The following is a 26,976-nucleotide window of genomic DNA, read 5'->3' as shown; positions in this document are numbered from 1 at the left end:
CCCCTGTGCTGTGGCAGCCCTCATCCTGTGGCCCCCCACCGCCCGCCCCGTTAACCCCGCGCCGCCTCCCCCCGATACCGACGCGATACCGACAGGATACCGACGCGATGCAACCCCGGCTTCGGCCTTGTTAACAAGGGGCGTCAGCCCCGATTCGCCCGCCCGGGCGGAAACCGCTTTTCTCTCCCCCCGTTTCACGCAAAATGGGGCCATGCCGATTCCCGCCCACGCTACTGACCGTCCGGCCCCCCCGTTGTGACCGGCTTCCGGCGCATCCTCTCCCGCCTCCTTTCCCGTCGCGCACCGCCCCCGGCGCAGGCACCTTTGCCCCTGTCCACACTGGCGCCGGAGCGGCCATTCGTGGCGGTCGGGGATATCCACGGGCGGGCCGATCTCCTGCTCGATCTCGACCGGCAGATCGCGGCCCACTGCGCCGGCTGGCCGGTGGTCCTGCTGGGCGATTACATCGACCGCGGAGAGCAGAGCCGCGAGGTGCTGGAGCTGTTGATGACACTCTCGGCCGAGGGCACGCCGCCCGTCACCTGCCTGATGGGCAACCACGAGCGTATGCTGCTGGATTTCTTGGATTTTCCAGAGAGACGCGGTCCCGTCTGGCTCCGCAATGGCGGCCTGCAGACGCTGGCCAGTTTCGGCATCGCCCCGCCCGTGGGCACGCAGGCCGATGCCGTGGCCCTGAAGGCACTGCGCGCCCGGCTGGCGGACACGATGGGAGAGGCGATGATCGCCTGGTTGCGGGCGCGGCCATTATTCTGGCAGAGCGGCAATATCTGGGCCGTCCATGCCGGTGCCGACCCGGACCGGCCGATCCCCGACCAGGCGGCCGATACCCTGACCTGGGGTCACGCCGATTTCCTGCGACGGGCGCGTCCCGACGGGCACTGGGTGGCGCATGGTCACAGCATCGTCGATATGCCCGAGGTCCGCGACGGCCGCATCGCGCTCGACACCGGGGCCTACGCCACCGGCCGCTTGACAGCGGCGGCCATCGCCGCCGGCGACGTGCGGTTTTTCCAAACCGGCCCAAGTCGTTAGCCCGCGCGAGCCCCCCCCGTCCAACCCGGGATTGGGGATGATGAGGACGGCGCCCCACCTGTCCTCGACTGACACAGGCACTTTACCTTATGAGTGTTATCAACTAGCAATTCTCAACCACAGGTTGGGGATTGCCGTCCGATGAATGACACCAGACACCCTCTTTTCGAGCAGGCCGTTCCCCGCCCGTCACGACCCGAGCTTGCGGACGACGAAATCGACCTGGTGGAGCTTCTCCGGGCGCTTTGGCGCGGCAAGTTGACCATCATGCTGGTGACGGCACTGGCGATCCTCGCGGGCGGATACTACGCGCTTGGCCTGGCCCAGCCGCAATACCGCTCGAGCGCCAAGCTCATGCTGGAGGCGCGCAGCAACCAGGTCGTCGATATCGAGAGCGTGATGTCCGGGGTCTCGACCGAAACCGCCGCGTTGAACACCGAGATCGAGATCATCCTGTCACGACGGCTCTTGGGCAAGCTGGTGGACGAGCTGGCACTGGTGGACGACCCCGAGTTCAACCCCGACCTGAGATCGCCGCCGCTCATCGCACAGGCCCGTTCCCGGGTGCAGGCCCTGCTGTCCGCATTGCTCGGCACAGGGACAGCGCAGCAGGAGAGCACAACGAAAACTCCCCGGGCCGAGGCCGTCGACGGGCTGCGCGACGCGCTCTCGGCCTCGGTGCAACGGGATACCTACGTGTTCACCATCTCCGCCACCACCGGCAGCGCCGACAAGTCGGCGCGGATCGTGAACACCTTGGCCGACCTCTACCTCCAGGACCAGATTTCGGTAAAGTTCGAGGCCACCGAAACAGCGGTCACATGGCTGTCGAAACGGGTCACAGAGCTTGAACAGGATCTCCGCGAAAGAGAGGAGACGCTCAAGGCCGCGCGGGCCGAGACCGACCTTGTCAGCCCCGAAACGCTGCAGGGCCTCAACCTTCGGTCCAAGGACATGCGCGAGCGGCTCGAGGAAATGCGCGCGCGTGCGCGCGAGGCAGAGGCAGAGGTGATCCGCCTGCAAGAGCTGCGCGATACCGGCAACCGAGAGTCCATAGCCGAGGAAACCGGCGACCCCTCGCTTCGGCAGTTGCTGACCCCCATCGCGCGCGGCGATGCCGAGGCCAAAACCCTGTTCGATCAACGCCTCGATACCCTGATCGCGGGGGCGCGCGAGGCTCATGAACGGATCCTGGGCCAGACCAACGCGCTGGCAACCTCGTATCAGAACCTGCAGCGCCGCATCGACCGTCAATCCGCCGACCTGGTGCGCATTCAGCAGATGGAGCGAGAGACCGAAACCACGCGCACGCTATACGAGACGTTTCTCACCCGGCTCAAGGAAACCACGGTGCAGCGCGGGCTTCAGCAGGCCGACAGCCGGGTGCTCTCGGACGCCATCCCCGGCGAGAAGGTCGCACCGCGCACGGCGCTGATCGTCGCGCTGTCGATGGTGCTGGGGCTGATGGCCGGGACGGCGATCGTGCTCGTCCGGCAGTTCATGCATGACACGTTCCGCAACGCAGAGGACCTGGAGGCCGCAATAGGATTGCCCGTGCTCGGCCAGATACCGAAAATGCCGCTCAAGGCACGCGAAGACCTGATCGGTTACCTGCGGGACAAACCCACATCCGCCCCGGCCGAGGCGGTGCGCAACCTGCGCACCTCTCTCCTGCTGTCGAATATCGACAATCCGCCCAAGGTAATCATGTCCACCTCCGCCCTGCCCGGCGAGGGCAAGACCACGCAATCCATCGCGCTGGCGCAAAACCTGGCCGGGCTGGGAAAGAAGGTGCTGCTGATCGAGGGCGACATCCGCCGCCGGGTCTTTGCCGAATACTTCCGCAACGCCCCGCAAGGCGGGGTCCTGACCGCGTTGTCGGGCGAGGTCCCGCTGCACGAGGTGGTGTTTCACGACGACCGTCTCGGTGCCGACGTGCTGATGGGCGAGAAATCGCGCGCCAACGCCGCCGACCTGTTCTCGTCCGACACGTTCAGCGCCTTCGTGGCACGGGCGCGCAACGCCTATGATTTCGTCATCATCGACACCCCGCCGGTGCTGGTCGTGCCCGACGCGCGGGTGATCGGCCAGCACGTCGATGCCATCATGTTTACCGTCGCCTGGAACAGCACGCAGCACTCACAGGTTGCCGCCGCCCTGCGCGAGTTCGCCTCTGCCAATCTGACGATCACCGGCATTGCACTGGCGCAGATCGACCCAAAAGGGATGCGCCGATATGGCTATGGCGGCAAGTACGGGGCCTACGGGGCCTATGGCAGGGGCTACTACGAGGCGGCCTGAATCGTGCCGCCCGAATATCGACTGTTTAAATCTGACGCGACTTCGCATACATTCAACCTGAAGATGTTTTCACTAGGCAAGGAATCCGGAAATGAAGACGGTCACAGGTTCCACTTTGGCTCTCGTCGCGGGGCTCGCCACGGCTCTACCTGTGATTGCGTAGCAATCCGCGGTTCGACAGGGCAATGAAACGGCCATGGAAATGGCCACCCGCCTCGGCGTGTGCGGCGGGGCCGGGATCGAAACCGCCCGGTTTGGCGGAGCCGGAGACACCCTGAGGGTCAGGTGCGTCAACGCGACCGCCGGTATGGAAGGTGGGCTTGGCGGCGGTGGTGCCATCCTTGCCGGCCTCGTTGTCATTGCAGTCATCGCCGCAGCTTCGGGCGGCGGCGGTAGCAGCTCCACGCCCGGCACCTGACAGGCGACCAATCAGGGGGTCGGCTATTATGAGCGCCCCCCGGCATGTGGGCGGGTACGGCGGCTCACAGCACGCACAAGGCGTCTGTCACTGCGGTTGACCGCTGCGATCCCGAGCTCCCGTTTCCGCCCCGTGCCCCCCCAATGGACGCGTCCGATCTTTCGATGCGGCCACGCGCCCGCCTGTATAAACAACTAAAAATTGCGTTCATTGCAAAAACGACCTGTCCCGGCACGCGCGACGTAACCCTAATGTCACGATCCCGATCGCCGAACAGAATTGACGCACTTCCGTCGTTGTTTTCGTTCCGCGTTCTGCTAACCACACGTTATGCGGGAGTTGTCGAGGAAAACAGGTGCCTGGGTGATCGCGGTCGTGTTCGGCGCGGCTCATGCGGCATTTGCGGACGACGCGCCGACGATCGAGACCGGCTACAACAGCTACGGCTCCCCGGGCCTGATCGACATGCCGGTCGCCTCAAGCAGACCCGATGGCGAGCTGGCCTTCACCGCAAGCAGCTTTGCCGGGCAGACCCGCAATACGCTCACGTTTCAGATTCTGCCCCGCGTGTCGGGCAGTTTCCGCTATTCAATCTTGGATGACTTCAACGGGGGCGGCACACTCTATGATCGCAGCTTCTCGTTGCACTACCGTTTCGCCGACGAGACCGCCTGGCGCCCGGCTCTCGCGGTCGGGCTCAACGATTTTCTCGGCACCGGCATTTATTCCTCGGAATACCTCGTTGCCACCAAGACCTTTGGCGAGTCCGTTCGGCTCACCGGCGGGATCGGCTGGGGGCGGCTGGGCGGGTCGGGTGGGTTCACCAACCCGCTGGGCGTGCTCGACGACCGGTTCAAGCGCCGGCCCGAGCGTGACGCCGGGCAGGGCGGCGATGTGGAAGCGGCGCAATTCTTCCGCGGCGACGCGGCGCTCTTTGGCGGCGTCGAATGGCAGGCGACCGACCGGCTGAAGTTCACGGTCGAATACTCCTCCGACGATCATCCGCGCGAGGACCCGAGCGCGTTCAGGCGCACATCACAGTTGAACTTCGGGGTCACATACGGCCTCGGGCCGATGACCGATCTGTCGCTGCATTACCTCTATGGCAGCGAACTGGGCGTTCAACTCAGCACCGCGCTCAATCCGAAATCCCCGCCCAACCATGCCGGGCGCGATCCTGCGCCGCCGCCCATCCTGGCACGCGACACCCCGACAGTGGCCGCGCTCGGCTGGACCGACGGCGTTGTCGAGCGCGATGCGCTGCGCGGCGATATCGCGCGCGCGCTTTCTTCACAGGGCCTCGGGCTGCATGGCTTTTCACTGTCCGGCGGCACCGCCCGGATCGAGATCGAGAACGACACCTACCTTCAGGAGGCACAGGCGGTCGGGCGCACGGCGCGGGTGCTCACACGACGCCTGCCCGCGCATGTCGATGTTTTCGACATCACGCTTGTCGATGCGGGCCTTCCGGTCACGCAGATCAGCCTCCGCCGCGACGACATGGAGACGCTCGAACATGATCTGGACGGCACGTGGAAAAGCTTTGCCCGGGCGCGAATCTCCTCGCCGGAGGGAACGACCACCCCCGCGCCAGAACGCTACCCGCGCTTCGACTGGAGCATCTCGCCCTACCTGAGCCCCAGCTTCTTCGACCCCGACGATCCGCTGCGCGCCGATGCGGGGGCGCAGCTCGATGTATCCTTTCAGCCGATGCCGGGGTTTGAGGTCTCCGGCATCCTGCGCCAGAAGGTGCTTGGCAATCTCGACGACGCCACGCGGCGCTCGGATTCGGTGCTGCCCCGGGTCCGCAGCGATTTCGCGCTCTACGACCGTGAGGGGGAAACCGCTCTCACCCAACTGACAGGCGCGCATTATTTCAAGCCGGGGCGCGATCTCTATGGCCGGGTGACGGTCGGATACTTTGAGCGGATGTTCGGCGGGCTGTCCTCAGAGCTGCTGTGGAAACGCAACGACAGCCCCTTCGCGCTGGGGGCAGAGGTCAATTACGCCTGGCAGCGCGATTTCGATGGCGGGTTCGGCTTTCGCGACTACGAGGTGGCGACAGGCCATGTCTCGGCCTACTGGGACATGGGCGGCGGCTTTCACGCGCAGCTCGATGCCGGGCGCTACCTCGCCCGGGACTGGGGCGCGACATTCTCGCTCGATCGCGAGTTCGGCAATGGCTGGCGGATCGGGGCCTTCGCGACGCTGACCGATGTGCCCTTCGACACCTTCGGCGAGGGCTCGTTCGACAAGGGCATTCGCATCACCGTGCCGATCCGCTGGCTGACCGGCGAGCCCAACAAGACCGCCTACACCACCACGATCCGGCCCGTTCAGCGCGACGGCGGCGCGCGGCTCGACGTGCCGGGGCGGCTCTACGACCGGGTTCGCCCGCGGCAGAAACCGGCGCTACAGGATGGCTGGGGGAGGTTCTGGCGATGAGTGTCCGTCCCCGCAGGATCCCCGCGACCGCGCTTGTGGCCGGCCTCGCCCTGCTGCTGGCTGCGGGATGCGACCGGGTGAGCCGGACGCTGGACCTCACCGGGACCGTGGCAGCGGTGCCACCGCAACCGATCGGGCCCGCGCGCCTGCGCGTCACCCTGCCCGCCACCGGCGCACAGGCCACGCTGGCCCCGGTGGCCCGCAACGGCGACGTGACCGTCTGGCAGACGCTCGACGGCATCACGCTGAGCTTTCGCGGCGGGGTGCTGGTCGCGACGCGCGGGCTGGGGGACGACCTGATGTCCGCCGACGTCGACGGCACGCTGGCGATGCTGCGCGGCACCGATGAGGCGACACACTATCCCCATATCCGCAGCTATCTCGACGGCGAGGATCGCACGGTGTTTCGCAGCTTCCAATGCCGCCGGGACGCGCGGGCCGAGGCCGCACCGGCCCATCAGGTTGTCGAACGCTGCATCTCTACAGATGCCGAAATCACCAACACCTACTGGCTCGATCAAACCGGCGAGACCACGAGATCGCGGCAATGGGTCAGCCCGGCCATCGACTACATGGAAACCGAACGCCTGCCGCGCGAGTGAACCCCGGGGCGAATGAAGGAGGATGACAAGATGAGACACCGCAGGGCCGGATTCGGCGCGCATCCGCTACACGCTCTGGCACTCGCGGCAGGCCTCCTCCTGCCCGCAGCCTGTGGCGTCGTCTACACCAGCCCCAATGTCAGCCGCACGGCGGGGGGCGTGGATGTGCGCGAGATCGCCCTGACACCGGAAACCGTGATCATGGCCAACCGCAGCCCCTACAGCCCGCGCAATCTGCCACGGGAATTCTACAGCGCCGCCAGCGCCCGGCAGGGGCCGGGACTGGGTACCTTGCCGGAGGCTCCGCAGGTTCCCGACGAGAACCCGGGGCTTCTTGAACTTCGCCCGCCCCCGGATCTGGCGGATCAACCCTATCGGCTCGGTATCGGCGACGTGGTGCTGCTGGCAACCAAGACAAACGGCGACACCGTCGAACGGCTCAGCGGCCTGCTGGCGGCGCAGACGCGGCGGCAGGGCTATACCGTCTCCGATGACGGGGCGATCTCGATCCCCGATATCGGCCGGGTCGAGATCGCCGGCCTGACCCTGCAAGAGGCACAGGACCGGATCTTCCGCTTCCTGCTTGATCAGCAGGTGGACCCGGCCTTCTCGCTCGAGGTCGCAGAGTTCAACTCGCAACGTGTCACCGTGGGCGGCGCCGTGCACCAGGCCGCGCGCCTGCCGGTCGCGTTGACCCCGCCGGTGCTTGGCGACGCACTCACCGCCGCGGGTGGCGTGACGGTGCGCGACGAGGAATTCGCATCATTGCGGCTCTACCGTGACGGGACGCTCTACCAGATCCCCTACGAAGACTATCTCGCGCGCCCCGACCTGCACGACCTGCCGCTCAAGGACGGTGACGCGGTTTTCGTAGACAACACCTACGACCTCGACCGCGCTTTTGAGTTCTACCGTCAGGAGGTGGACGTGATCCGCCTGCGCTCGCAGGCGCGCAAGGATACGCTCGACATGATGCAGGCCGAAATGGAGCTCCGGCGCAGCGTCCTGGAGGAGCGGCGCAGCAATTTCCGCGCGCGCACAGAGTTGGGGGCCGAGCCGCGCGACTACATCTACCTCGCCGGCGAGGTCGAGCAACAGGCCCGCGTGCCGCTACCCTACGCGCAGCAGGCCACGCTCGCCGACGTGCTCTACGGCGAGGGCGGCATCCCGACCCGCACCGGCAACCCGGGCAATATCTACGTGCTGCGCCCCTCCGCCGATCCGGCCGAGTTCGGGGCTGTCACCGCCTGGCATCTCGATACGCGCAACGCCGTCAACATCACCCTCGCCACGCGGATGCAAATGCGCCCCAACGACATCGTCTTCGTCGAGGAGCAACCGGTCACCAAGTGGAACCGCGTGGTCCAGCAGTTCGTGCCATCGCTGCTGACGACACCCGCGAGCATCGCGGCGCGGTGAGGTAGCCCGCTCAAGGCGCGCTCCCCTGAAACGATCGCCCGGCGCCTCTCCGAGCGTGGCTGGCGACAAGCCTTCGTTCTCGACGCCGATGGCAAGCTTGTCGGCATCCACAGCCCGTCCGAAGGGCAGCAGCCCGCGACGCTCACCTTCGAGGACGACACCAGCCTCGCCGACGCGATGGAGCGCATGCGCGGCTTCGTCGGCGACGCGGTGCCCGCCGTCGCGCGCGTGGACGGGCGCTACCTCGGGGCCGTGTCCGAGGCGGACATGGTCAGCGCATGGCTCGATCACGTCGCCCGCATCAGGGAGGAAGAGAATGCTGCGCTCTAGCCTCATCACCCTCTGGACCGTGCTCCTCTGCACCCCGGTGCTGGCGCAGGATCTCACCGTCGCCACATGGGGCGGTGCCTACGAGGCCGCGCAGCGCAAGGCGGTATTCGCCCCCTTTTCCGAAACCACCGGCCATGCGGTAGAGGCCGTGCAGTACGACGGCACCGTCGCGGCGCTACGCGACCGCGCCGGGGCAGAGGGATGGGACGTGATCGACATGCTCGCCGATCAGGCGCGCGTCGCCTGCGCCGAGGGGCTGTTGCTGCGGCTCGATGCGCAGGCACTGGTCGGCGATGCCGCGATGGCGGATTTCGCCCCCCACACGCCCACCCGCTGCGCCATCCCGCAGAACGTGTACGCCCGCGTCATGGCCTATGACGAACGCGCCTTTCCGGGGATAAAACCCACGCGGATCGAGGATTTCTTTGACACCACGCGGTTTCCCGGCAAACGCGCGGTCCAACACGCCTGCACCGAAAGCGCGAAGAATTTGCGTAAAGCCGTAGGCGAAAGGCATGGTTCTGCCGGAATTTCGATCCGCCTCGTGCAGGATCGCGGCGCATAGCGATCCGGTGTCCCAAACCGGATTGGCGCCAGGATGAGCCTGCAATTCATCTCCCACCTGCTGCTCGGCGATCCCCTGCTGGATCAGGACCTGCGCGATCTCGGGCTCGCGCGGCTCGATGGCGGCCTGCATCTCGTGGCCGGAACCGGCCCCGCCGGTGGGCTGATCTCCTGGCGGCTGGACGAGGGCACGACCGCCACGCTGGTGGACAGCACGCATTTCTCCGGCTCCGCCAGCACCGGCAAAACCGGTCTGGCAACGCCGGTGGGCGCGCCGGGCCAGCAATCACTCGCCTTCGGCGCCGCGCCCGATGGCAGCGGCGCGGCGCTTCTCGCCCACCGGATCAACGACGATGGCAGCTTCGGAGAGATGCTGTCGCTGGCCGCGCTGCCCTCGGATGGCGGTACTGTCTCGGCAATGGTCTCGGCCTCGGTGGGCGGGGTCGAGACGCTATTCGTCGCCGATAGCGATGCAGGCCGGATCCTCGTCTACCGCCCCGGCGCGCCGACCCCCGCCCTGGCCGCCACGTCGCAGGGGCCCGGCGACATGCCCGCCTTCGACGGCCCGACGCTGCTGGCAATGGCCGGGACGGGAAGCAGCCAACACCTTCTCGCGCTCGACCAGGCCACCGGCGTGCTGCACTCCCTCGGCGTCGATGCCACCACCGGCGCGCTCAGCCCGGGTGGCCGGGTCGATGGCACGCACGGCCTGTCGGTGGCCGACCCCACCACGCTGGGGGTGGTCTCGGCGCATGGTGCCACATGGGCGGTGATCGGTTCGGCGGGCACCGATTCGCTCAGCGTCGTGCGCGTCGGCGACAACGGCAGCCTGACGGTGACCGACCACCTGCTCGACACGCTCGGCACCCGCTTCGGCGAGGTCCACGCGCTGAGCGTCGCGCAGGCGGGCGATCACGTCTTCGTCGTCGCGGGCGGCGCCGATGACGGGCTCAGCCTGTTTCGCCTGCTGCCCGACGGTCGGCTATTGCATGTCGAGACGCTGCCGCACGGCATCGGCCTCGGGCTGGAGAATGTCGAGGATATCGGCGCGGCGATACTCGGCGATCAGCTACAGGTCTTCGTGGCTGGCGATTCGCGGGGCGGCGTCAGCCAGTTCTCGCAGGACGTCTCGGGCCTCGGGATCGTCGCGACCAACACGGGCGACACCGCAGCCCTTGTCGCGGGCACCGCGGGCGACGACCTGCTCGCCTCGCAGGGTGCCGGTGCCGATACCCTCGACGGCGGCGCGGGCGACGACATTCTCGTGGCAGGGCCGGGCGACACGGTCCTGCGCGGCGGCGCGGGCGCGGATACCTTCGTCATCTCCGCCGAATCGGGCCGCGTGACGATCACGGATTTCTCCCCCGGCACCGACCGGCTCGACCTGTCGGACCTGCCGATGCTGCGCAGCCCCGCACAGCTCGGGATCGAGGCCGGGCCCGGCACCGCGCGCATCACCTTCCGCGACACGGTGATCGAGCTGTCGAGCCCCACGCCGGTCGTGCCCGACGCCGCCGCCCTGTTCGGGCCGGTGTTCGACTGGCCCGACCGGCTGCCGATCATCGCCGCCGACGCCCCCCCGCCGGTCCCCGCCCGCCCGGAGCCTGACTCGCCTGACGCCCCCAACGAGTCCAACACACTCGTCGGCACCTCGCGATCCGACGCGTTGACCGGCGGCGCGGGCGACGACACGCTCCGGGGTGAGGCTGGCGACGACACCCTCACCGGCAACGCGGGCGATGACCTGCTCGACGGCGGGGATGGCCGGGACACGGCCGTCTATTCCGGCAACCAGTCCAGCTACACGCTGACGCTGAGCCCGACGGCGGCCACGCTCACCGACCGGCGCGCGGATGGCAACGGCACCGACACGCTCATCGACATGGAATTCCTGGACTTTGATACCGAGATCCCGGCGATGGGGGGAAAACCCATGAACCTGGATCGGTTCGGTGGGCCAACGGAGCTCAATGACGAGCAATTCGCGGACCTGATCGAACTCTACATCGCGTATTTCAACCGGGCCCCGGATGCGACGGGCCTGTATTTCTGGGCGACGGCCTTCAGTGACGGATTGACCCTGGAAGAGATCGCCGCCCGGTTTGATACCGCAGACGAGACCCGGGCGCTGTACCCGGAGGGTTCGTCCAACGCTGACTTTGTCGAGGCAGTCTACAACAACGTTCTCGGACGCGATCCCGATCAAGGCGGCTTCGACTTCTGGCTGGGGCATTTGAACTCGGGGATAATCCCGCGGGACGTCTTTATTTCGAGACTTCTCAATGGGGCGCAAGGCACGGATATCGACTATATCGAGAACAAGGTCGATATCGGCATCTACTTCACCGTCATCAAAGGCATGTCTGACGGTCAGAATGGCCGCGAAGTCATGGAACTGTTCGATGGATCACAGCAGAGCATCGAAGACGCCATCAACGCGACAGATCAATTTTATACAGATGCTCTCGACCCGACGAACGGCGAATTCCTCATGCCGCTCGTCGGCGTGCTGGACGATCCGTTTGCCATTGCCTGACGACATCGCCCAATCCGCGAGATCGTTCTGACACGACGCCTTCTGCGGATGCCGCTACCTCGCACCGCCCCCGCTACGTCCTCTTGCCGATTGACGCGCCGGGCCAGCCTGCTACCAGTGCCCGCCATGCTCGGCGTGTTCTTCCAGACCCTGCCCTTCTTTCTTCTCATCGGCCTTGGTTACGGGGCCGGGCGCAGCGGCTTCTTCTCGCCCGCGGGCACCGCCTGGCTCACCAAATTCGTGTTCTACTTCGCGCTCTCGGCGATGCTGTTTCGCTTCTCCGCCAACCTGTCGCTCGGCGAGGTGCTCGACTGGCGGCTGGTCGCGGCCTACCTCTCGGCCAGCCTCGTCGTCTACCTGCTGGCGACGCTGGTGGCGATGCTGCGCCGCCAGCGGGTCGAGACGGCGGCGATCGAGGCGCAATGCGCGGTGATCGGCAACGTGGGCTTTCTCGGGGTGCCGATGCTCGCCATGCTGATGGGCGAGGCGGCCATCGGCCCGGTGATGCTGGTGCTGGCTGTCGATCTGCTGGTGTTCGGCTCGCTGGTGGTGATCCTCATCACCGGCGCACGCGACGGGCGCATGTCGCCCGCGATCCTGCGCAGCATCGGCGGCGGCCTCATCCGCAACCCGATGATCGTCTCCATTGCCGCGGGCTTCGCGTGGTCCGCGCTCGACCTGCCAATCCCCGACACGATGAACGCCTTCCTCGCGCTTCTGGGCGGCGCGGCCACGCCCGGCGCGCTCTTCGCCATCGGCGCGTCGCTGGCGGAAAAGGCCGCCGAGCGGCCCCACGTGGCGGGCTGGCTCTCATTCTGCAAGCTGGTGCTGCACCCGGCGGCGGTGGCAATCTCGCTCTTGTGGGTGTTCGACATGCGGGGCTTTCCGGCGGCGGTGGTAATCGCGGCGGCGGCCTTGCCGGTGGCGGGAAACGTGTTCATCATCGCGCAAAGCTACGGGGTCGCGCCGCGCCGCGTGTCCTCGGCGATCTTCATCTCCACCGCCGTGGCGGTACTCAGCGTCTCGGCGGTGATCGGCTGGACCGGCACGCTCTACTGACACGAAGACGACGAAAGGACAGGACCATGATGCACACGGTTTCCGAAAACGCCTGCTTCGGCGGCAGGCAGGGCGTCTACACCCACGCTTCCGAGGTTTGCGGCTGCGACATGACCTTCGGGCTATTCCTGCCCGAGGAGGCGCAGAGCGGCCCGGTGCCGGTACTGTGGTATCTCTCGGGGCTGACCTGCACGCACGAGAACGCGATGGTCAAGGCCGGCGCACAGGGCTGGGCCGCCGAGCAGGGCATCGCGCTCGTGTTCCCCGACACAAGCCCGCGCGGCGAGGGTGTGGCCGACGACGAGGCGTTTGACCTCGGTCAGGGGGCGGGCTTTTATGTCAACGCGACCCAGGAACCCTGGACCCCGCATTTCCGCATGTGGGATTACGTGGCCGAGGAGCTGCCCGCGCTTCTGGCCTCCGAGTTTCCGCTCGACATGGACCGGCAGGCCATCACCGGCCACTCGATGGGCGGGCACGGGGCGCTGACGCTGGCGATGTCGCTTCCGGGGCGGTTCCGCTCGGTCTCGGCCTTCTCGCCCATCTGCAACCCCACCGGCGGCGACTGGGGCCGCAAGCAGTTCGCCGCCTATCTCGGCCCGGACGAGAGCGCCTGGGCCGCCCATGACGCGAGCCTGCTGATGGCCGAACGCGGCTTTGACGGGCCGATGCTCGTCGATACCGGCACCTCCGACCAGTTCCTCGATCTTTTGCGCCCCGAAACCCTCGCCACCGCCGCCATCGGCCGCCGCCAGCAGGGCAGCTTCCGGATGCAGCCGGGATACGACCACAGCTACTTCTTCATCGCGACGTTCATGGAAGAGCATGTCGGCTTTCACGCCGAGGCCCTCTGGCGCGACTAACAGCGCGTAAACCAACCGCGCGCCGTTCGGGGGCGAACCGTGCGGTTCGCGCCTTGAACCTGCAGGTTCATCCCTGATCCATCTGCCACCAGCGAGCGCGGTCGCCGGGCCCGTCGCCCGTGCGCCAGCGCCGCTCGTTCGCGCGCCGCCGTTGACAATTGTCAAGGAGCACGCCGCGCGCCCGACGCAGTGTCCCCGCACACGCATCAACGCGCAAAGGAGATCATCATGCGCGAAGTCATGACCAAGAGCATGGCCCGAAACATATTTTACGGGGGGTCACTGTTCTTCATCATCATCTTCGTGGGTCTGTCGGTGCACTCGCATCGCTACATCACCACCACCTCGACCAACGCCGAGACCCTGACCGAGAGCGTCGCGCTGGGTAAAAAGGTCTGGGAAGACAAGACCTGCATCAACTGTCATTCGATCATGGGCGAGGGCGCATATTTTGCGCCTGAACTGGCAAATGTCACTACCCGTTGGGGCGTGGCCGACGACCCGGACGGAGCCTACGAGATGCTCGACGGCTGGATCAAGTCGCAACCCAGCGGCATCGAGGGGCGTCGCCAGATGCCCTATTTCGAGCTGACCGAGGAAGAGACCCGCGGGCTCGCCGATTTCCTGCGCTGGGTCGATTCCATCGACGCACAGGGCTGGCCGCCCAATGACGCGGGCTGAGAAAGGACCGGACGAATGAAATACGAAACGCAGAAAATCGCGCTGGCCTACTTCTCGGTGGCGCTCGCGCTCTTTCTCATCCAGATCATCGGCGGCCTGCTGGTGGGCTGGGTCTATGTCAGCCCCAATTTCCTAAGCGAACTGGTGCCGTTCAGCACGCTCAGAATGCTGCATACAAACTCTCTCATCGTATGGTTATTGCTGGGTTTTTTCGGGGCCGCCTACTTCCTCATCCCAGAGGAGGCCGAGCGCGAAATCCACTCGCCCAAGCTGGCATACCTGCAATTGATCATTCTTGTGGTCGGCACACTGGGCGTGGTCGTGACCTATCTCTTCAACCTGTTCGAGGGGCACTGGCTCCTGGGCAAGGAAGGGCGCGAATTCATCGAACAGCCGGTCTGGGTCAAGATCGGCATCGTCGTCGCCGCGCTGATCTTTCTCTACAACGTCTCGATGACGGTGCTTCAGGGCCGCAAGACGGCGATTTCCAACATCCTGCTCCTGGGTCTGTGGGGGCTGGCGCTCCTGTTTCTCTTCGCCTTCTACAACCCTGACAACCTCGCCGTGGACAAGCAATACTGGTGGTACATCGTCCATCTCTGGGTCGAGGGCGTGTGGGAGCTGATCATGGCTTCGATCCTCGCCTACCTGATGCTCAAGCTCACGGGCGTGGACCGCGAGGTGGTGGAGAAATGGCTCTATGTCATTGTCGCCGCGGCACTTTTCTCTGGCATTCTCGGCACCGGGCACCATTACTACTGGATCGGCACGCCGGGTTACTGGCAGTGGATAGGTTCGGTCTTCTCCTCGCTGGAGGTGATCCCCTTCTTCGCGATGATGGCCTTTGCCTTCGTCATGGTCTGGAAGGGGCGGCGCGACCACCCCAACAAGGCGGCGCTCCTGTGGTCGCTGGGCTGCGCCACGCTTGCCTTCTTCGGCGCAGGCGTCTGGGGCTTCCTGCACACGCTGCACGGGGTCAACTACTACACCCACGGCACGCAGATCACCGCGGCGCACGGGCACCTCGCCTTCTACGGCGCCTATGTCTGCCTCAACATTGCGATCTTCACCTACGCGCTGCCCATCCTGCGCGGTCGCGATCCCTATAACCAGGTGCTCAACATGGCGGCGTTCTGGCTCATGTCGGGCGGTATGGTCTTCATGACCTTCACGCTGACCTTCGCGGGCACGGTGCAGACGCATATGCAGCGCGTGCTGGGCGAATATTACATGAACGTCCAGGACCAGATCGCAATCTTCTACTGGATGCGCTTTGGCGCGGGCGTGGTGGTGTTCATCGGCGTCGTCCTGCTGATCTATTCTCTGGCCGTACCGCGGCGCGAGATCATCTCGGCCGAGCCTTCGGTCGCAGCGGAGTGAGACCGATGGACGGAGATATGACCCTGCAACAAAAGGGGGCGGCCACCGCCCCCTTCTACCTCGCACAAGGCGGGGAATGCGCGCTGTTCGAGGCGGCGAGCCAGAACGACCTGCCGGTACTGCTCAAGGGGCCGACGGGCTGCGGAAAGACCCGATTCGTGGCGCATATGGCCGCAACGCTTGGCCGCCCGCTTTATACCGTGGCCTGTCACGATGACCTCTCGGCGGCGGATTTGATCGGGCGCTACCTGCTCAAGGGTGGCGAGACGGTCTGGGTCGATGGCCCGCTCACCCGCGCGGTGCGCGAGGGCGCGATCTGTTATCTCGACGAGGTGGTCGAGGCCCGCAAGGACGTGACCGTGGTGCTGCACCCGCTCACCGATGACCGCCGCATCCTGCCCATCGACCGCACCGGCGAAGAGATCGAGGCAGCGCCGGGCTTCATGCTCGTGGCGTCCTACAACCCGGGATATCAGAACATCCTGAAAACGCTTAAGCCCTCCACAAGGCAACGCTTCGTCGCGATGGAGTTCGACTTTCCCGCCCCCGATCTGGAAACCCGGATCGTCAGCCGCGAATCCGGTCTGCCGGAGGAGCGCTCCCGCGCCCTCGTGCGCCTCGCCGGCAAGCTGCGTACCCTCAAGGGTCAGGACATTGAGGAGGGTGTCTCGACCCGTCTCGTCATCTACGCCGCGACCCTCATCGCCACGGGAATGCCGGTCGAGCGCGCCATCGAGGCGGCGATGATCCAGCCCCTGACCGATGACGCGGATATCAAACGCGGGCTCCTTGATCTCGTGACGGCCGTCTTTGGGTGAGGCATGGCCATGACCGGGATCGAAATCGAGCCATGGGAGCCCGAAGAAACCGTCGGGAAGCTGTGGCACGCTTTTGCCAGTCGCCTCGATGCGCCGCAGGTGCATCACGGAGCCGCGGTTGACCTCTCTGAGGTCAGCGGGCGGCTGGCAGTCTTTTTCCGCGGGCTGGGCGGCGCGCCGTCGGTCGAAATCAGGCCGGTCTCGCCGGAGGTTTCGCGCCACCGCCTGCGGTTCCTGCGCCGCTTGGGCACCGAGGCCGAACGCACCCCGCGCGCCAGTTTCGACGGCGAGGTGCTGCGCCTGCCCGATACCCTGGCGCTCTTTCCCTCGCGCGAGGCCAATGGCGCGCTCTACCTCTGGCTCGCGGCGGCTGTGGCCCATGCGCCCGATCCCGCGACCGACCCAGACCCGCTGCGCGCCGACCTGCTATCCTTGCGCGCGGCGCATGAGATGACCCGCGCCGCGCTCACCGCCGCACCGGGGCTGCGCGACCTCTACAATGGCCTCTGTTCGGCCACGCTGCACTATCGCCCCGCCAATGGCCTGCCGCGCACCGAGGCGGCGACCGAGGCGCTGATCCGGCACCTGCTGGGCGACCCCGCGCCGCTCTGCGACCGCGCCCAAGCCTTCAAGACGGCGGTGGAGACCGGCGACCTCCCCACCATCACCGCCCCACGCGGCTATCGCCCCTACCGGCCCGTCGCGCTCTGGCCCGACCTGCGCGAACTGATCCTTTCGGCCCGCGACGAGGTCGAAAGCCGCGATGCCGACGGCCCGCCCGAGGAGGGCTCGAACAAGACCCACCGCGCGCGCCGCCGCAAGGCCGATCAAGCCGATCGCCGCGACAGCCTGATCCTGCACAAGTTCGAGGCGATCCTGAGCTGGGCCGAGTTCCTCAACCTAAACCGCCGGGTCGATGACGACGATCCCGACTCGGCCAAGAAGGCCGCCGACGACCAGGAGGAAATCGGCCTTGGGCAGATCTCCAAGGCCCCGGCCACGCGGCTAAAGCTTCACCTTGACCTCGCCCCGGAAGACGTCGACCGTGAACGCCTTTCCGGCGTCACGCTCTACCCCGAATGGGACACGCGCATCGGCGCCTACCTGCCCGATCACGTGCGCGTTCTCGACAGTATGGCGGAGCCGGTGGACTGCGTCCCCGCCTTTCGCGAAGACCCGCGCGCCGCGCGCCGCATCACCCATGTCAAACGCCAGTTCGAGGCGCTGCGCCCCGGGCGCATCTCGATCCCCGGCCAGTTGGATGGTGACGAGCTCGACTTGGAGGCCGCGGTGCGCGCGCGTGTTGATATCCTGGCCAACGGCGCGGGCACCAACCGCATATGGCGGCAAACCCGCCCCATCGCGCGCGATCTCGCGGTGTCGATCCTGCTCGACGTGTCGCGCTCCACCGAAAGCGCGGTGGGTGACCGCGCCGTGATCGACATCGAACGCGAGGCGCTGGCGGCACTCTCCTGGGGATTGGATGCCTGCGGCGACGATTTCGCCATCCACGCCTTTTCGTCGCTCAAGCGCGACCGCGTCTATATCCAGACCTGCAAGGATTTCGCCGAACCAATGACCGGGATGGTCGAGCAGCGCATCGGAGCGCTTCGCCCCGGCTTTTACACCCGCCTGGGGGCCGCAGTTCGCCATTCATCTGCCGGTCTGGCGCAACAGGCACGCAAGCGTCGCCTGCTGCTGGTCATCACGGATGGCAAGCCCAACGACCTCGACCATTACGAGGGCCGTCACGGCATCGAGGACACCGCGATGGCAGTGCGCGAAGCGCGCCGCGCCGGGCAGTCGGTCTTTGGCATCACCGTAGACAAACAGGCCAAAAGCTGGTTCGCGCGGATGTTCGGGCAGGGCGGCTTTCACGTGATCCCACACCCCGAACGCCTGACCGAGGCACTGCCGATGATCTACCGCGAACTGGTCGGTGCATGAGCGACACAAGCGTTTTCGACGAATTGCCCGGCGATCTGATGGTCTGGGTGTTGATCGTCAGCGAGCTGCTGGTGTTCGGCGCGGGTCTCGCGGCCTTTCTCGCCGTGCGGATCACGGACCCTGCGGGCTTTGCCACGGCGCAGGACGCGCTCTACCGCACCTGGGCGGGGGTCAACACTGTCGTGCTCATTACTTCCGGCGCACTCGCCGCTTTCGCCTTGCGTCAGAGCGAATGCGCCCGGCGCGGCATGGCGCGTCTTGCGCTTCTCGGTGCGGCCTTGCTGGGCGTGGTGTTCCTGATCATCAAATCCGTGGAGTACGCGGCCAAGGCAGGCGCGGGCATCGCCTGGGACACGCACCCGTTCTTTACCTTTTACTACCTGCTCACCGGTTTTCACGCCGCGCACGTTGTGGCGGGGGTGGTGGTTCTCACCCTGGTCGCATGGCAGGACGCGCCCCGCAACATAGAGGCGGGGGCGGCCTTCTGGCACATGGTCGATCTGGTCTGGGTGCTGCTCTTTCCTGTCATCTACCTGCTGAGGTGACCGCGATGCCCCGCAATCCCCTGCTGCGCGCCTGGGCCGTGCTGATCGGGCTCAGCCTCGGCTCGACCGCCTTGTCGCTCTGGCTCTGGCCGCCGGGCCTCACGGCGATCGCCGGGGCGTCCATCCTGACACTCGCATGGCTCAAGGCCCGGGTGATCCTCGCGCAATACCTCGGGCTGGCGCAGGCGCCATTCTGGCGGCGCGGGTTCGAGATCGCGCTCGCCCTGTTCTGCCTCGTCCTCCTCGGCCTCTACCTCGCGCCGGGCCTGGGCTAGGCTCGGGGCCGGAACGCCGCGGCGAATGTCTCGGGAAGATCAAACTCGTCAAGCACGCGCGCGCGCCCTTGCGCCGACATCTTGCGCGCCGTCTTGACGACGATCCTTTCGAGCTTTTCCGGGTCCTGCGTGGGCGCAAAGGGGGCGAAATACCACTTCAGGAAGGTGAAACAGATGACATCTTCCAACGCCTGCACCTCCGGGTCGCGCTTGATGCCCTCCTTGCGGATCATGCGGCCCGCGCGCTCGGCGTCGGCCCGGTCGTAGCCCGCGCGCTGCATGATCTCGCCCACGCGCTTGGCATGATGTTTGGCAAGCTCGGTGCGCCATTCCAGGTACCCGGCACGCCCCTCCGGAAACTCCTGCCTTCTCATGATCCAGCGTTCGATATGCTGACCCCGCGCGGCGATCTGCAATGGCTCCGAGGCATCGGGAAACAGCCTGGACAACTCCGCGCTCATCCTCTGGCCATAAAGCTGCGCGGCCGGTTGCCCCTCTTTAGTGTCGGGGTCGTGCGCGTTGGCCGCATCAATCGCGGCGAGGGCAATTTCGAGCCTGTTCACAGTGCCTTGCCCCATGCGTCTGCCGGATCTCTTTCGGCATAGTCATGCAGCGCCTCGATATCGTCTATGGTGGCGTTGTGGCGTGCGACGTGCACTCCAACGGGTTTCAGCTTGGCAAATGCCCGCGACAGGCTCTCGGGTTTCATTCCCAACCGCCCGGCAATCAGCACCTTGTCATAAGGCAGCGTCACCACGCAGGTCCCTGAATCGCGGGTGCAAAGATGTATCAGGAAATCCGCAACACGCTGCGCGCCGGTCTGCGATTTGATCTGCTCGACCTGCCCGACAAGATCGTGCAGGTGCTGGAAGGTCGAGGCCAGAACGGCAATCGCCACTTCCGGTTCCCGATGCAGGATAGAGATGAAACGACGCGCCGGAATCTGCATGAGAACACAATCCGTCACGGCTTCGGCCGACACCGGATAGGGCTGCATCCGAAACGCCACCGCCTCGCCAAAGCTGTGGCCTCGCGTAAACACGTTGACGACGGCCTCGCTGCCATTCGGCGCAATTCTGTAAAGCTTGACCCACCCGTCTAGAACCACGTGGATCACGCTCGCGTTCTCTCCCTGCAGGAAAACCGTTTCTCCCCGGGCGAACTCACGGATCGACGCATCGCACAGCAATGCGTCGGTCACCTGCTCCGGCAGGTTGGCCAACAGCAGCGATCTTTTCGCGATCTCTAGACTCTCGGATTTCTTCATGAGGATCAAACCACCGACCAGAGCACGTTCTTCGCCTCGAGTCTTAGCGCAATGGCTGCCGCCGGTCCATTGGCAGACAGGCTGTCCCTGTCAACGTTTCGGTTTTCCTGTCAGGACCTTGCCGAAGAGTGGCCTCACGGGACCGGCCATCATGTGGGGGCTTCGGTCCGGCGTTGGCGACGTTTGAGCACCGGGCACGTCCCCGGATCGTTCATCACCACCTGACATCGCAGGCAGAGCACGCATTCATTCGGGTTGATGCGCCCCAGCGGATCGATCGCGCCGACGGTGCATTTCGTCTCGCAAAGTCGGCATTCGCGGCCGCATTGCGGGCGGCGGTGCAGCCAGTCGAAGACCCGTAACTTCGCCGGGATCGCCAGCCCCGCGCCGAGCGGGCAGAGATAGCGGCAATAGAACCGCTCGATGAAGAGCCCCGCCAGAAGCAGCACCAGAACAAAGGCGACGAACGGCCAGGCGCGCATCATCCGCATAGAAATGGCGGTCTTGAACGGTTCCGCCTCGGCCAGACGCAGCGCCAGGTCCATCGAGTAGAAGCTGAGCGCGAGGATCGCCAGAAAGAGCGTGTATTTGATGATCCAGAGCCGCTCATGCACCGCGTGCGGCACCGTAATCTGCGGCACGCCCAGACGGCGCGCGGCGAGGTTTGTCAACTCCTGCAGCGCCCCGAACGGACAGAGCCAGCCGCAAAATACCCCGCGCCCCCAGAATAGCAGGCCCAGCGCCACGCCGGACCAGAGCGTGAAGATCACCGGCTCGATCAGGAAGGTCTCCCAGCGAAAGCCCGAAAGCAGCGACTGCACGAAAGCCACCACCTGCACGACCGACAATTGCCCACCCAGCACCCAGCCAAGCCACACGAGCGTGAGCGTGAGATATCCCAGCCGGAGCCCCAGCCACAGCCGTTTGCGCCGGACGATCCATTCCTGCGCCAGCAGGATCAGCGTGAGCGCGGCCATCATGCCCATGACGGAGGCGACCTGAAGTCGCTTTTCCTGCCAACGCTCTTGCCAGAGCGGGGCGGGCTCGGCGGGCGGCTCGGTGATATAGGCGGCAGGCAGTGCGTAACCCAGATCGGTGGTAAAGCTGGCCTCGCCCGTCTCTGTGGCGCGGGTGGCGGTCAATTCCAACGTGAAGGGCTGCGTGGGGTCAAACCCGTCGCCCGGCAGGCGGAAAATGCTGCGTTCCTTGAACTCGGGCGCGCCTTCGATGGCCAGCTCGTCGATCCGGGTGTAGCCGGACTTGACCAGCGCGATGCGCGCCTCCCCCTGCACCACCGTCAGCCGGTCGAACACGCCGTCCTGACGCCACGCGGTGCCGCGATGCGAGTAAAGCCCGCGCGAGGCGACGAAAAGCGCGGTTTCCCCGGGGCCAAGCGCCCCCACCGCGCGTGTATATTGCTGTTGGCCCAGGATGTTGCGACCGATCATGGGCGGATCGAGCAGGGCCGCGTATAGCTCTATGAAAGGCGCATCGCCCGTCGGCACCGGCACTTTAGCGTCGGCCAGCGCCTCGGCCGCCTCGGTCAGGGTTACCTTGCGGCTTGTGATGGCCCCCTGCCCCATCAGCGTAGCCCAGTCGCGGGGCTTATATGTCACCCGGTCGATCCCGCCGCCCGGCAACAACCCGCGCGCGATGGCCAACGTGCGCGCGGTGCGCAGGATCGAATCGCGGATCACCCCGGTGGAGACTGTGGCGCGCGAGATGATGTCAGGCATATCCGGCCCCGGGCCGGGGCCGCCCGGATCGGCCAGATCGACCCCGGCAAAGCCACCGACGAAGCGCGCGATGTCATCGTCCGCCAGACCCAGCGTCAGGATCGGCTCGGCATGACGCATGAGCCGCGCCCCGGCGATACGGCCCTGCATGTCCACGGCCACGAGCATATCCAGCGGGCGGCCCGAATAACCCACCGAGCGCGTCACCTCCCAAGTCGAGGCAATGAAGCCCACCACACCTGTCCGCCCGGAGACCTGCCAGCCCGGCACAGCCTCGTCCTGCCAGGTCACGCTCAGCGGCCCATCGAGATCAAGGAGTTCGGCGGCCATCTCGCGGGTGGGAACGGCAGGAGACATCGTCCGCTCTAAGCCGGGTCGCGCCACGCCCTGCGCCCATAAGGACCCGAAGGGCCACAAAAGAGCGATCAGACAAAAAACTAGGAGCGCGCGCATCATCCACCGCTTGTCGCGCCAGGTCGAGCGGCGAGCGTTGACTTTGGTCAAGGAGATCACCCCGCACCCGACGCAGGCTCTACCCTGCCTCACCAGCGGAATTGGAGAAACCCAAATGATACCCAGGAAAGCCACATGGCGCGCCACGCTGCTGTCAAGCGCGGCCCTCGCCCTCGGGCTGGCCATCTCAGGCGCCCAGGCCCAAGAGGCAAAGCCCGCCGACCATGCTGACGGCCCCGCGGCCGCCTATGAGCCCAGCATGACCACGCTCGGCCAGCTTCAGGTCGAAATACCGGGGCGCAAACCCGGCGACCCGGTGATGACACCAAGTGAATACCAGAAGGCCAACACCATCTATTTCGAACGCTGCGCGGGCTGTCACGGCGTGCTGCGCAAGGGCGCAACCGGCAAGCCGCTGACCACAGACATTACCCGTGAGAACGGCTTTGAATACCTGCGCGATTTCATTACCTACGGTTCGCCCGCCGGCATGCCCAACTGGGGCACCTCGGGCGACCTGACCGAGGACGAGGTCGGCATGATGGCGCGCTACCTGCTTCTGGATCCCGCCGCACCACCGGAATTCGGCATGCCCGAGATGCAGGCAAGCTGGAAGGTACACATCGCCCCCGGGGACCGGCCCACCGAGAAGATGAACGATATCGACATCGACAACCTGTTTTCGGTCACGCTGCGCGATGCCGGTCAAATCGCCCTGATCGACGGGGCCAGCTATGAGATCAAGGCGGTGATCGACACCGGCTATGCGGTGCATATCAGTCGCATCTCGGCCTCTGGCCGCTATCTGCTGGTGATTGGCCGCGACGCCAGGATCAACATGATCGACCTGTGGATGGAGACCCCGGCGACGGTGGCCGAGATCAAGGTCGGAACCGAAGCGCGCTCGGTCGAGACATCCAAGATGGAAGGCTGGGAAGACAAGTATGCGATCGCCGGCAGCTACTGGCCGCCGCAATACGTGATCATGGATGGCGACACGCTGGAGCCCCTCAAGATCAAGTCGACCCGCGGAATGATCTATGACGAACAGACCTACCACCCCGAGCCGCGCGTCGCGGCGATCCTGTCGTCGCACTATAACCCCGAGTTCATCGTCAACATCAAGGAAACCGGCAAGATTCACCTGGTGGATTATTCCAACATCGAAAGCCTCAAAATTACCGAGGTAGAGGCCGAACGCTTTCTGCACGATGGCGGGCTGGACAGTACCAAGCGCTATTTCCTGACGGCGGCAAACGCGCGCAACAAGGTGGTGGTGCTCGACACCAAGGAAGGCGATGTCGAGGCGGTGATCGACACGCAAGGCCTCACCCCGCACCCGGGCCGGGGGGCCAATATCGACCACCCCACCTACGGGCCGGTCTGGGTCACCTCGCACCTTGGCGATGAAACCGTCGCCATGATCGGCACCGATCCCGTGGACCATCCCGAGCATGCCTGGAAAATGGTGCAGCAGGTCTATGCGATGGGCGGCGGGTCGCTTTTCGTCAAGACACACCCGGAATCGGAGCACCTCTATGTCGATGCGCCGCTCAATCCGGATGCCGAAGTGTCAGGCTCGGTCGTCGTGTTCGATGTGGCCGACCTCGCGCAGGAAGAACCCGAATACACCGTTCTGCCGCTGGTGGAATGGGCCGGGATCACCGATGGCCAGCCCCGCGTGGTGCAGGGCGAGTTCAACAAGGCCGGTGATGAAATATGGTTCTCGGTCTGGAACGCGGCGGACAAGGAATCGGCCCTCGTGGTGATCGACGACAAGACGCTGGAGCTCAAGAAGGTGATCAAGGACGAACGCCTGATCACGCCCACGGGCAAGTTCAACGTCTACAACACGCGCGCCGACGTCTACTGACGCGCGCCGCCGGGGTTCCGTGAGGGCGGATCCCCGGCACCTTTCCCGAATGAACCCCGAGCCAAGCCGAGGAGCCAGGACAATGACAGGCAAGGTTTATCTGATCGGCGCAGGCCCCGGCGCGGCAGACCTGATGACGGTGCGTGCGCGCAGGATGCTGCAAACCGCCGGCGCAGTGGTCTATGATCGGCTGGTCTCGCCGGAAATCCTCGCCCTCGCTCCAACAGATGCCCGGATGGTGCCGGTAGGCAAGGCGCCCAAATGCCATACCGTGCCGCAGGAACGCATCAACGAGATCCTGTGCGAGCTTGCTTGCGAGGGCCTGACCGTTGCCCGGCTAAAGGGCGGCGACCCGCTGATCTTCGGGCGCGGCTCGGAAGAGGCCGCCTATCTCGCCGCCCACGGTATCGAGGTGGAGTATGCCCCCGGCATCACCGCCGCGCAGGGTATGGCGGCGGCGACCGGCGTTCCGCTCACCCATCGCGGGCTCGCGACCGGCGTGCGCTACGTGACCGGTCACCGCGCCCGCGACGCGCGGCTCGATCTGGATTGGAAGAGCCTGGCCTGCGAGGACACCACGCTGGTGATCTACATGGGGGCCGCCAATATCGCCGAGATCGCGCTCAACCTGATGCGCGCGGGCCTGCCGGGAACCTTGCCGGTGCTGGCGGTCGCCAATGCCACTACCCCGCGCGAGGCACGGGTACTCTCGCGGCTCGACCGGATCGGCACCGACATGGCCGCTCGCTTGATGGCCGCGCCGGTGCTTTTCGTCCTCGGACACGTGGTGTCGCTCTACCATGACGTCCCGCTGCCGGCCGACCTGCCGCAGGTGATGGCCGGTGAATAGGGCGGCGCTGATACTGGTGTTGGCCGCGACGCCGGCGCTCGCCGATCCGGATGCCGCCGCGCTCAAACGGCTGGTGCTGCAGGATTGCGGCTCATGCCACGGGCTGACGCTCCGCGGAGGGCTGGGGCCGGATATCCGCGCGCGGACCCTTGCGCATCACGACGACAAAAGCCTCGCCGCCGTCATCCTCGACGGCGTCCCCGGCACGCCGATGCCGCCCTGGCGCCCGCTGCTAAGCGAGGAGGATGCAAGGTGGATTGCCGAGTATCTGCTGAACGGAGATCACGAATGACCCGGATCCGACGCTTGTTCGGGGGCGCTGCCCCCGTCGCCCAGCGGGCGACTTCCCCGGAGTATCTGGAGAAAGATGAAACCGGCCCTGCGCTTCTTCTTGGCAAAAATACCCATTTCCGACACCTGCTGAACGCGGTGACCGTCGTGTTGTGCACTGCGATGGCCACGGGCGCGCAGGCGCAAGCCACGGGCGACCTCGGCCTCGTGGTGGAGCGCGCGAGCGGATCGCTCCTGGTCGTGGATCAGTCCGAGCGCGCGCGGCTGGGGCGGATCGATGGCCTGGGTGATCTGAGCCACGCGAGCCTTGTCTATTCGCCCGACCAGCGCTTTGCCTATGTCTTTGGCCGCGATGGCGGACTGACCAAGGTCGATATCCTCGAACGACGCATCGTGGCGCGCGTGATGCAGGCGGGCAATTCCATCGGCGGGGCAATATCGGACGATGGCCGTTATGTCGCCGTGTCGAATTACGAGCCGGGCGGCGTGCGGGTGTTCGACGCCGAAACGCTGGAAATGATGGCCGACATCCCCACCGGCTCCAAGACCATCGGGCTGGTGGACATTCCCGGTACGCGCTTCGTCTTCTCGCTGTGGGACAAGGGCGAGACATGGATCGCCGATCTCAGCGGCGAGACCCTGCAGATCACCAGAATCAGCGGCATGGGCAGCAATCCTTATGACGCACTCGTCACGGGTGACGGGCGGACCTATATCGCCGGGCTCTTCGGCGAGGATCACCTGACCGCGCTCGACCTGTGGCAGGACGACCCCACGCCGCGCCCGATACTGCCTGGCTATGCACGGGGGCGAGAGGGGCTGCCGGTCTACAAGATGCCGCATCTGGAAGGCTGGGCGCTTGCCGGACACGAGTTCGCCTTGCCCGCGATGGGCCAGCACGAAGTGCTCTGGGTCGACGCGCGCAGCCTCGAGGAAAGCGGGCGCACCGCCGTCCACGGTCAGCCGGTGTTCGCGATGGCACGACCCGACGGTCGCCATGTCTGGGTGAATTTCGCCCACCCGAATAACGACACCATCCAGGTGATCGACACGCTGACCAAGCAGGTCATCCGCACGTTCAAACCTGGCCCTGGTGTGCTGCACATGGAGTTCACCGCGCGCGGCCACGAGGTATGGTTGTCGGTGCGCGATGCCGGCAAGATCATGGTCTACGACACGCAGAGCTTCGAGAAACTGCGTGAGATCGCTGCCGAGAACCCATCGGGCATCTTCTTCACCGCCCGCGCGCACAAGACGGGGCTCTAGAGCC

General features: G+C 65.9%; 24 protein-coding genes. 21 read left to right on the top strand and 3 right to left on the bottom strand.

The genetic code is table 11. The features are described from left to right. Positions 1-324: 324 nt before the first annotated feature. From CRJ03_RS07180 to CRJ03_RS07100, 17 genes are all read left to right on the top strand, one after another. The gene (locus CRJ03_RS07180) at positions 325-1,053 is read left to right on the top strand and encodes a metallophosphoesterase (RefSeq protein ID WP_240611595.1); all 729 of its coding nucleotides are present in this window, start codon (positions 325-327) and stop codon (positions 1,051-1,053) included. Between the two features lie 141 nt (positions 1,054-1,194). Then, positions 1,195-3,354 (top strand): GumC family protein, encoded by a 2,160-nt coding sequence (locus CRJ03_RS07175; protein ID WP_104018214.1) that lies wholly within the window; start codon positions 1,195-1,197, stop codon positions 3,352-3,354. A 196-nt stretch (positions 3,355-3,550) separates the two neighbouring features. Then, positions 3,551-3,772 carry a hypothetical protein gene (locus tag CRJ03_RS07170; RefSeq protein WP_104018213.1) on the top strand — a complete coding sequence of 74 codons (222 nt, stop codon included), beginning with the start codon at positions 3,551-3,553 and terminating at the stop codon, positions 3,770-3,772. A gap of 363 nt (positions 3,773-4,135) precedes the next feature. After that, a complete protein-coding gene (locus CRJ03_RS07165; protein WP_240611594.1) occupies positions 4,136-6,217 on the top strand; it encodes a YjbH domain-containing protein in 2,082 nt (693 codons plus the stop codon). After that, a complete protein-coding gene (locus tag CRJ03_RS07160) occupies positions 6,214-6,819 on the top strand; it encodes a YjbF family lipoprotein (protein WP_104018211.1) in 606 nt (201 codons plus the stop codon). The genes CRJ03_RS07165 and CRJ03_RS07160 overlap by 4 nt, the downstream gene beginning before the upstream one ends. A gap of 30 nt (positions 6,820-6,849) precedes the next feature. After that, the gene (locus CRJ03_RS07155; RefSeq protein ID WP_206018328.1) at positions 6,850-8,238 is read left to right on the top strand and encodes a polysaccharide biosynthesis/export family protein; all 1,389 of its coding nucleotides are present in this window, start codon (positions 6,850-6,852) and stop codon (positions 8,236-8,238) included. A gap of 33 nt (positions 8,239-8,271) precedes the next feature. Continuing rightward, positions 8,272-8,568 (top strand): CBS domain-containing protein, encoded by a 297-nt coding sequence (locus CRJ03_RS20440; RefSeq protein WP_338066342.1) that lies wholly within the window; start codon positions 8,272-8,274, stop codon positions 8,566-8,568. Continuing rightward, positions 8,555-9,133, top strand: a complete 579-nt coding sequence (locus CRJ03_RS07145) for an extracellular solute-binding protein (RefSeq protein ID WP_104018209.1) — start codon at positions 8,555-8,557, stop codon at positions 9,131-9,133. Before CRJ03_RS20440 ends, CRJ03_RS07145 begins: the two co-directional genes overlap by 14 nt. A gap of 33 nt (positions 9,134-9,166) precedes the next feature. After that, positions 9,167-11,668 (top strand): DUF4214 domain-containing protein, encoded by a 2,502-nt coding sequence (locus CRJ03_RS20435; protein WP_104018208.1) that lies wholly within the window; start codon positions 9,167-9,169, stop codon positions 11,666-11,668. Positions 11,669-11,794: 126 nt separating this feature from the next. Next, positions 11,795-12,727, top strand: a complete 933-nt coding sequence (locus tag CRJ03_RS07135; RefSeq protein WP_104018207.1) for an AEC family transporter — start codon at positions 11,795-11,797, stop codon at positions 12,725-12,727. A 29-nt stretch (positions 12,728-12,756) separates the two neighbouring features. Then, the gene (fghA, locus tag CRJ03_RS07130) at positions 12,757-13,590 is read left to right on the top strand and encodes an S-formylglutathione hydrolase (protein WP_104018329.1); all 834 of its coding nucleotides are present in this window, start codon (positions 12,757-12,759) and stop codon (positions 13,588-13,590) included. Between the two features lie 228 nt (positions 13,591-13,818). Then, positions 13,819-14,271 (top strand): c-type cytochrome, encoded by a 453-nt coding sequence (locus CRJ03_RS07125; protein WP_104018206.1) that lies wholly within the window; start codon positions 13,819-13,821, stop codon positions 14,269-14,271. Positions 14,272-14,286: 15 nt separating this feature from the next. Further along, positions 14,287-15,651 (top strand): cbb3-type cytochrome c oxidase subunit I, encoded by a 1,365-nt coding sequence (locus CRJ03_RS07120; protein WP_104018205.1) that lies wholly within the window; start codon positions 14,287-14,289, stop codon positions 15,649-15,651. A 5-nt stretch (positions 15,652-15,656) separates the two neighbouring features. Continuing rightward, positions 15,657-16,469: a CbbQ/NirQ/NorQ/GpvN family protein gene (locus CRJ03_RS07115; RefSeq protein ID WP_104018204.1), complete on the top strand. Its 813-nt coding sequence runs from the start codon at positions 15,657-15,659 to the stop codon at positions 16,467-16,469. A gap of 9 nt (positions 16,470-16,478) precedes the next feature. After that, positions 16,479-18,416 (top strand): nitric oxide reductase activation protein NorD, encoded by a 1,938-nt coding sequence (locus CRJ03_RS07110; protein ID WP_104018328.1) that lies wholly within the window; start codon positions 16,479-16,481, stop codon positions 18,414-18,416. Continuing rightward, positions 18,413-18,961 carry a cytochrome c oxidase subunit 3 gene (locus CRJ03_RS07105; RefSeq protein WP_104018203.1) on the top strand — a complete coding sequence of 183 codons (549 nt, stop codon included), beginning with the start codon at positions 18,413-18,415 and terminating at the stop codon, positions 18,959-18,961. The genes CRJ03_RS07110 and CRJ03_RS07105 overlap by 4 nt, the downstream gene beginning before the upstream one ends. 5 nt (positions 18,962-18,966) lie before the next feature. Next, positions 18,967-19,236 (top strand): nitric oxide reductase F protein, encoded by a 270-nt coding sequence (locus CRJ03_RS07100; protein ID WP_104018202.1) that lies wholly within the window; start codon positions 18,967-18,969, stop codon positions 19,234-19,236. Here the strand turns inward: CRJ03_RS07100 and CRJ03_RS07095 are convergent. From CRJ03_RS07095 to CRJ03_RS07085, 3 genes are all read right to left on the bottom strand, one after another. Beyond that, positions 19,233-19,799: a DUF4202 domain-containing protein gene (locus CRJ03_RS07095; protein ID WP_240611592.1), complete on the bottom strand. Its 567-nt coding sequence runs from the start codon at positions 19,797-19,799 to the stop codon at positions 19,233-19,235. The two genes, CRJ03_RS07100 and CRJ03_RS07095, sit on opposite strands and share 4 nt — an antisense overlap. Continuing rightward, positions 19,796-20,503, bottom strand: coding sequence for a Crp/Fnr family transcriptional regulator (locus CRJ03_RS07090; RefSeq protein WP_104018200.1), 708 nt, complete (start codon positions 20,501-20,503; stop codon positions 19,796-19,798). The genes CRJ03_RS07095 and CRJ03_RS07090 overlap by 4 nt, the downstream gene beginning before the upstream one ends. A 149-nt stretch (positions 20,504-20,652) precedes the next feature. Then, positions 20,653-22,569, bottom strand: a complete 1,917-nt coding sequence (locus CRJ03_RS07085; RefSeq protein ID WP_240611591.1) for a NosR/NirI family protein — start codon at positions 22,567-22,569, stop codon at positions 20,653-20,655. A gap of 238 nt (positions 22,570-22,807) precedes the next feature. Here CRJ03_RS07085 and CRJ03_RS07080 point away from each other — a divergent pair, with 238 nt between their 5' ends. From CRJ03_RS07080 to CRJ03_RS07065, 4 genes are all read left to right on the top strand, one after another. Continuing rightward, complete coding sequence (locus CRJ03_RS07080) at positions 22,808-24,565, top strand: cytochrome D1 domain-containing protein (RefSeq protein ID WP_104018199.1); 1,758 nt, start codon at positions 22,808-22,810, stop codon at positions 24,563-24,565. An 82-nt stretch (positions 24,566-24,647) separates the two neighbouring features. Continuing rightward, positions 24,648-25,415, top strand: a complete 768-nt coding sequence (cobA, locus tag CRJ03_RS07075) for a uroporphyrinogen-III C-methyltransferase (protein WP_104018198.1) — start codon at positions 24,648-24,650, stop codon at positions 25,413-25,415. Continuing rightward, entirely contained in the window at positions 25,408-25,707 is a 300-nt protein-coding gene (locus CRJ03_RS07070; protein ID WP_104018197.1) for a c-type cytochrome, read from the top strand. The genes cobA and CRJ03_RS07070 overlap by 8 nt, the downstream gene beginning before the upstream one ends. 161 nt (positions 25,708-25,868) lie before the next feature. Further along, positions 25,869-26,972 (top strand): cytochrome D1 domain-containing protein, encoded by a 1,104-nt coding sequence (locus tag CRJ03_RS07065; RefSeq protein WP_104018326.1) that lies wholly within the window; start codon positions 25,869-25,871, stop codon positions 26,970-26,972. Positions 26,973-26,976: the final 4 nt, after the last annotated feature.

The sequence above is a fragment of the Roseovarius nitratireducens genome, from assembly GCF_002925845.1.
GTDB lineage: Bacteria > Pseudomonadota > Alphaproteobacteria > Rhodobacterales > Rhodobacteraceae > Roseovarius > Roseovarius nitratireducens.
Note: the sequence above shows the minus strand (reverse complement) of the source record. Positions and strands in the feature narration are given on the sequence as shown.

Bases quoted from the DNA above. Each gene is read 5' to 3' on its own strand.
- CRJ03_RS07175 (WP_104018214.1), top strand. From the start codon at position 1,195: ATGAATGACACCAGACACCCTCTTTTCGAGCAGGCCGTTCCCCGCCCG.
- CRJ03_RS07170 (WP_104018213.1), top strand. From the start codon at position 3,551: ATGGAAATGGCCACCCGCCTCGGCGTGTGCGGCGGGGCCGGGATCGAA.
- CRJ03_RS07160 (WP_104018211.1), top strand. From the start codon at position 6,214: ATGAGTGTCCGTCCCCGCAGGATCCCCGCGACCGCGCTTGTGGCCGGC.
- CRJ03_RS07155 (WP_206018328.1), top strand. From the start codon at position 6,850: ATGAGACACCGCAGGGCCGGATTCGGCGCGCATCCGCTACACGCTCTG.
- CRJ03_RS07145 (WP_104018209.1), top strand. From the start codon at position 8,555: ATGCTGCGCTCTAGCCTCATCACCCTCTGGACCGTGCTCCTCTGCACC.
- CRJ03_RS20435 (WP_104018208.1), top strand. From the start codon at position 9,167: ATGAGCCTGCAATTCATCTCCCACCTGCTGCTCGGCGATCCCCTGCTG.
- CRJ03_RS07135 (WP_104018207.1), top strand. From the start codon at position 11,795: ATGCTCGGCGTGTTCTTCCAGACCCTGCCCTTCTTTCTTCTCATCGGC.
- fghA (WP_104018329.1), top strand. From the start codon at position 12,757: ATGCACACGGTTTCCGAAAACGCCTGCTTCGGCGGCAGGCAGGGCGTC.
- CRJ03_RS07125 (WP_104018206.1), top strand. From the start codon at position 13,819: ATGCGCGAAGTCATGACCAAGAGCATGGCCCGAAACATATTTTACGGG.
- CRJ03_RS07120 (WP_104018205.1), top strand. From the start codon at position 14,287: ATGAAATACGAAACGCAGAAAATCGCGCTGGCCTACTTCTCGGTGGCG.
- CRJ03_RS07115 (WP_104018204.1), top strand. From the start codon at position 15,657: ATGGACGGAGATATGACCCTGCAACAAAAGGGGGCGGCCACCGCCCCC.
- CRJ03_RS07110 (WP_104018328.1), top strand. From the start codon at position 16,479: ATGACCGGGATCGAAATCGAGCCATGGGAGCCCGAAGAAACCGTCGGG.
- CRJ03_RS07105 (WP_104018203.1), top strand. From the start codon at position 18,413: ATGAGCGACACAAGCGTTTTCGACGAATTGCCCGGCGATCTGATGGTC.
- CRJ03_RS07100 (WP_104018202.1), top strand. From the start codon at position 18,967: ATGCCCCGCAATCCCCTGCTGCGCGCCTGGGCCGTGCTGATCGGGCTC.
- CRJ03_RS07090 (WP_104018200.1), bottom strand. From the start codon at position 20,503: ATGAAGAAATCCGAGAGTCTAGAGATCGCGAAAAGATCGCTGCTGTTG.
- CRJ03_RS07085 (WP_240611591.1), bottom strand. From the start codon at position 22,569: ATGGCCGCCGAACTCCTTGATCTCGATGGGCCGCTGAGCGTGACCTGG.
- CRJ03_RS07080 (WP_104018199.1), top strand. From the start codon at position 22,808: ATGATACCCAGGAAAGCCACATGGCGCGCCACGCTGCTGTCAAGCGCG.
- cobA (WP_104018198.1), top strand. From the start codon at position 24,648: ATGACAGGCAAGGTTTATCTGATCGGCGCAGGCCCCGGCGCGGCAGAC.
- CRJ03_RS07065 (WP_104018326.1), top strand. From the start codon at position 25,869: ATGGCCACGGGCGCGCAGGCGCAAGCCACGGGCGACCTCGGCCTCGTG.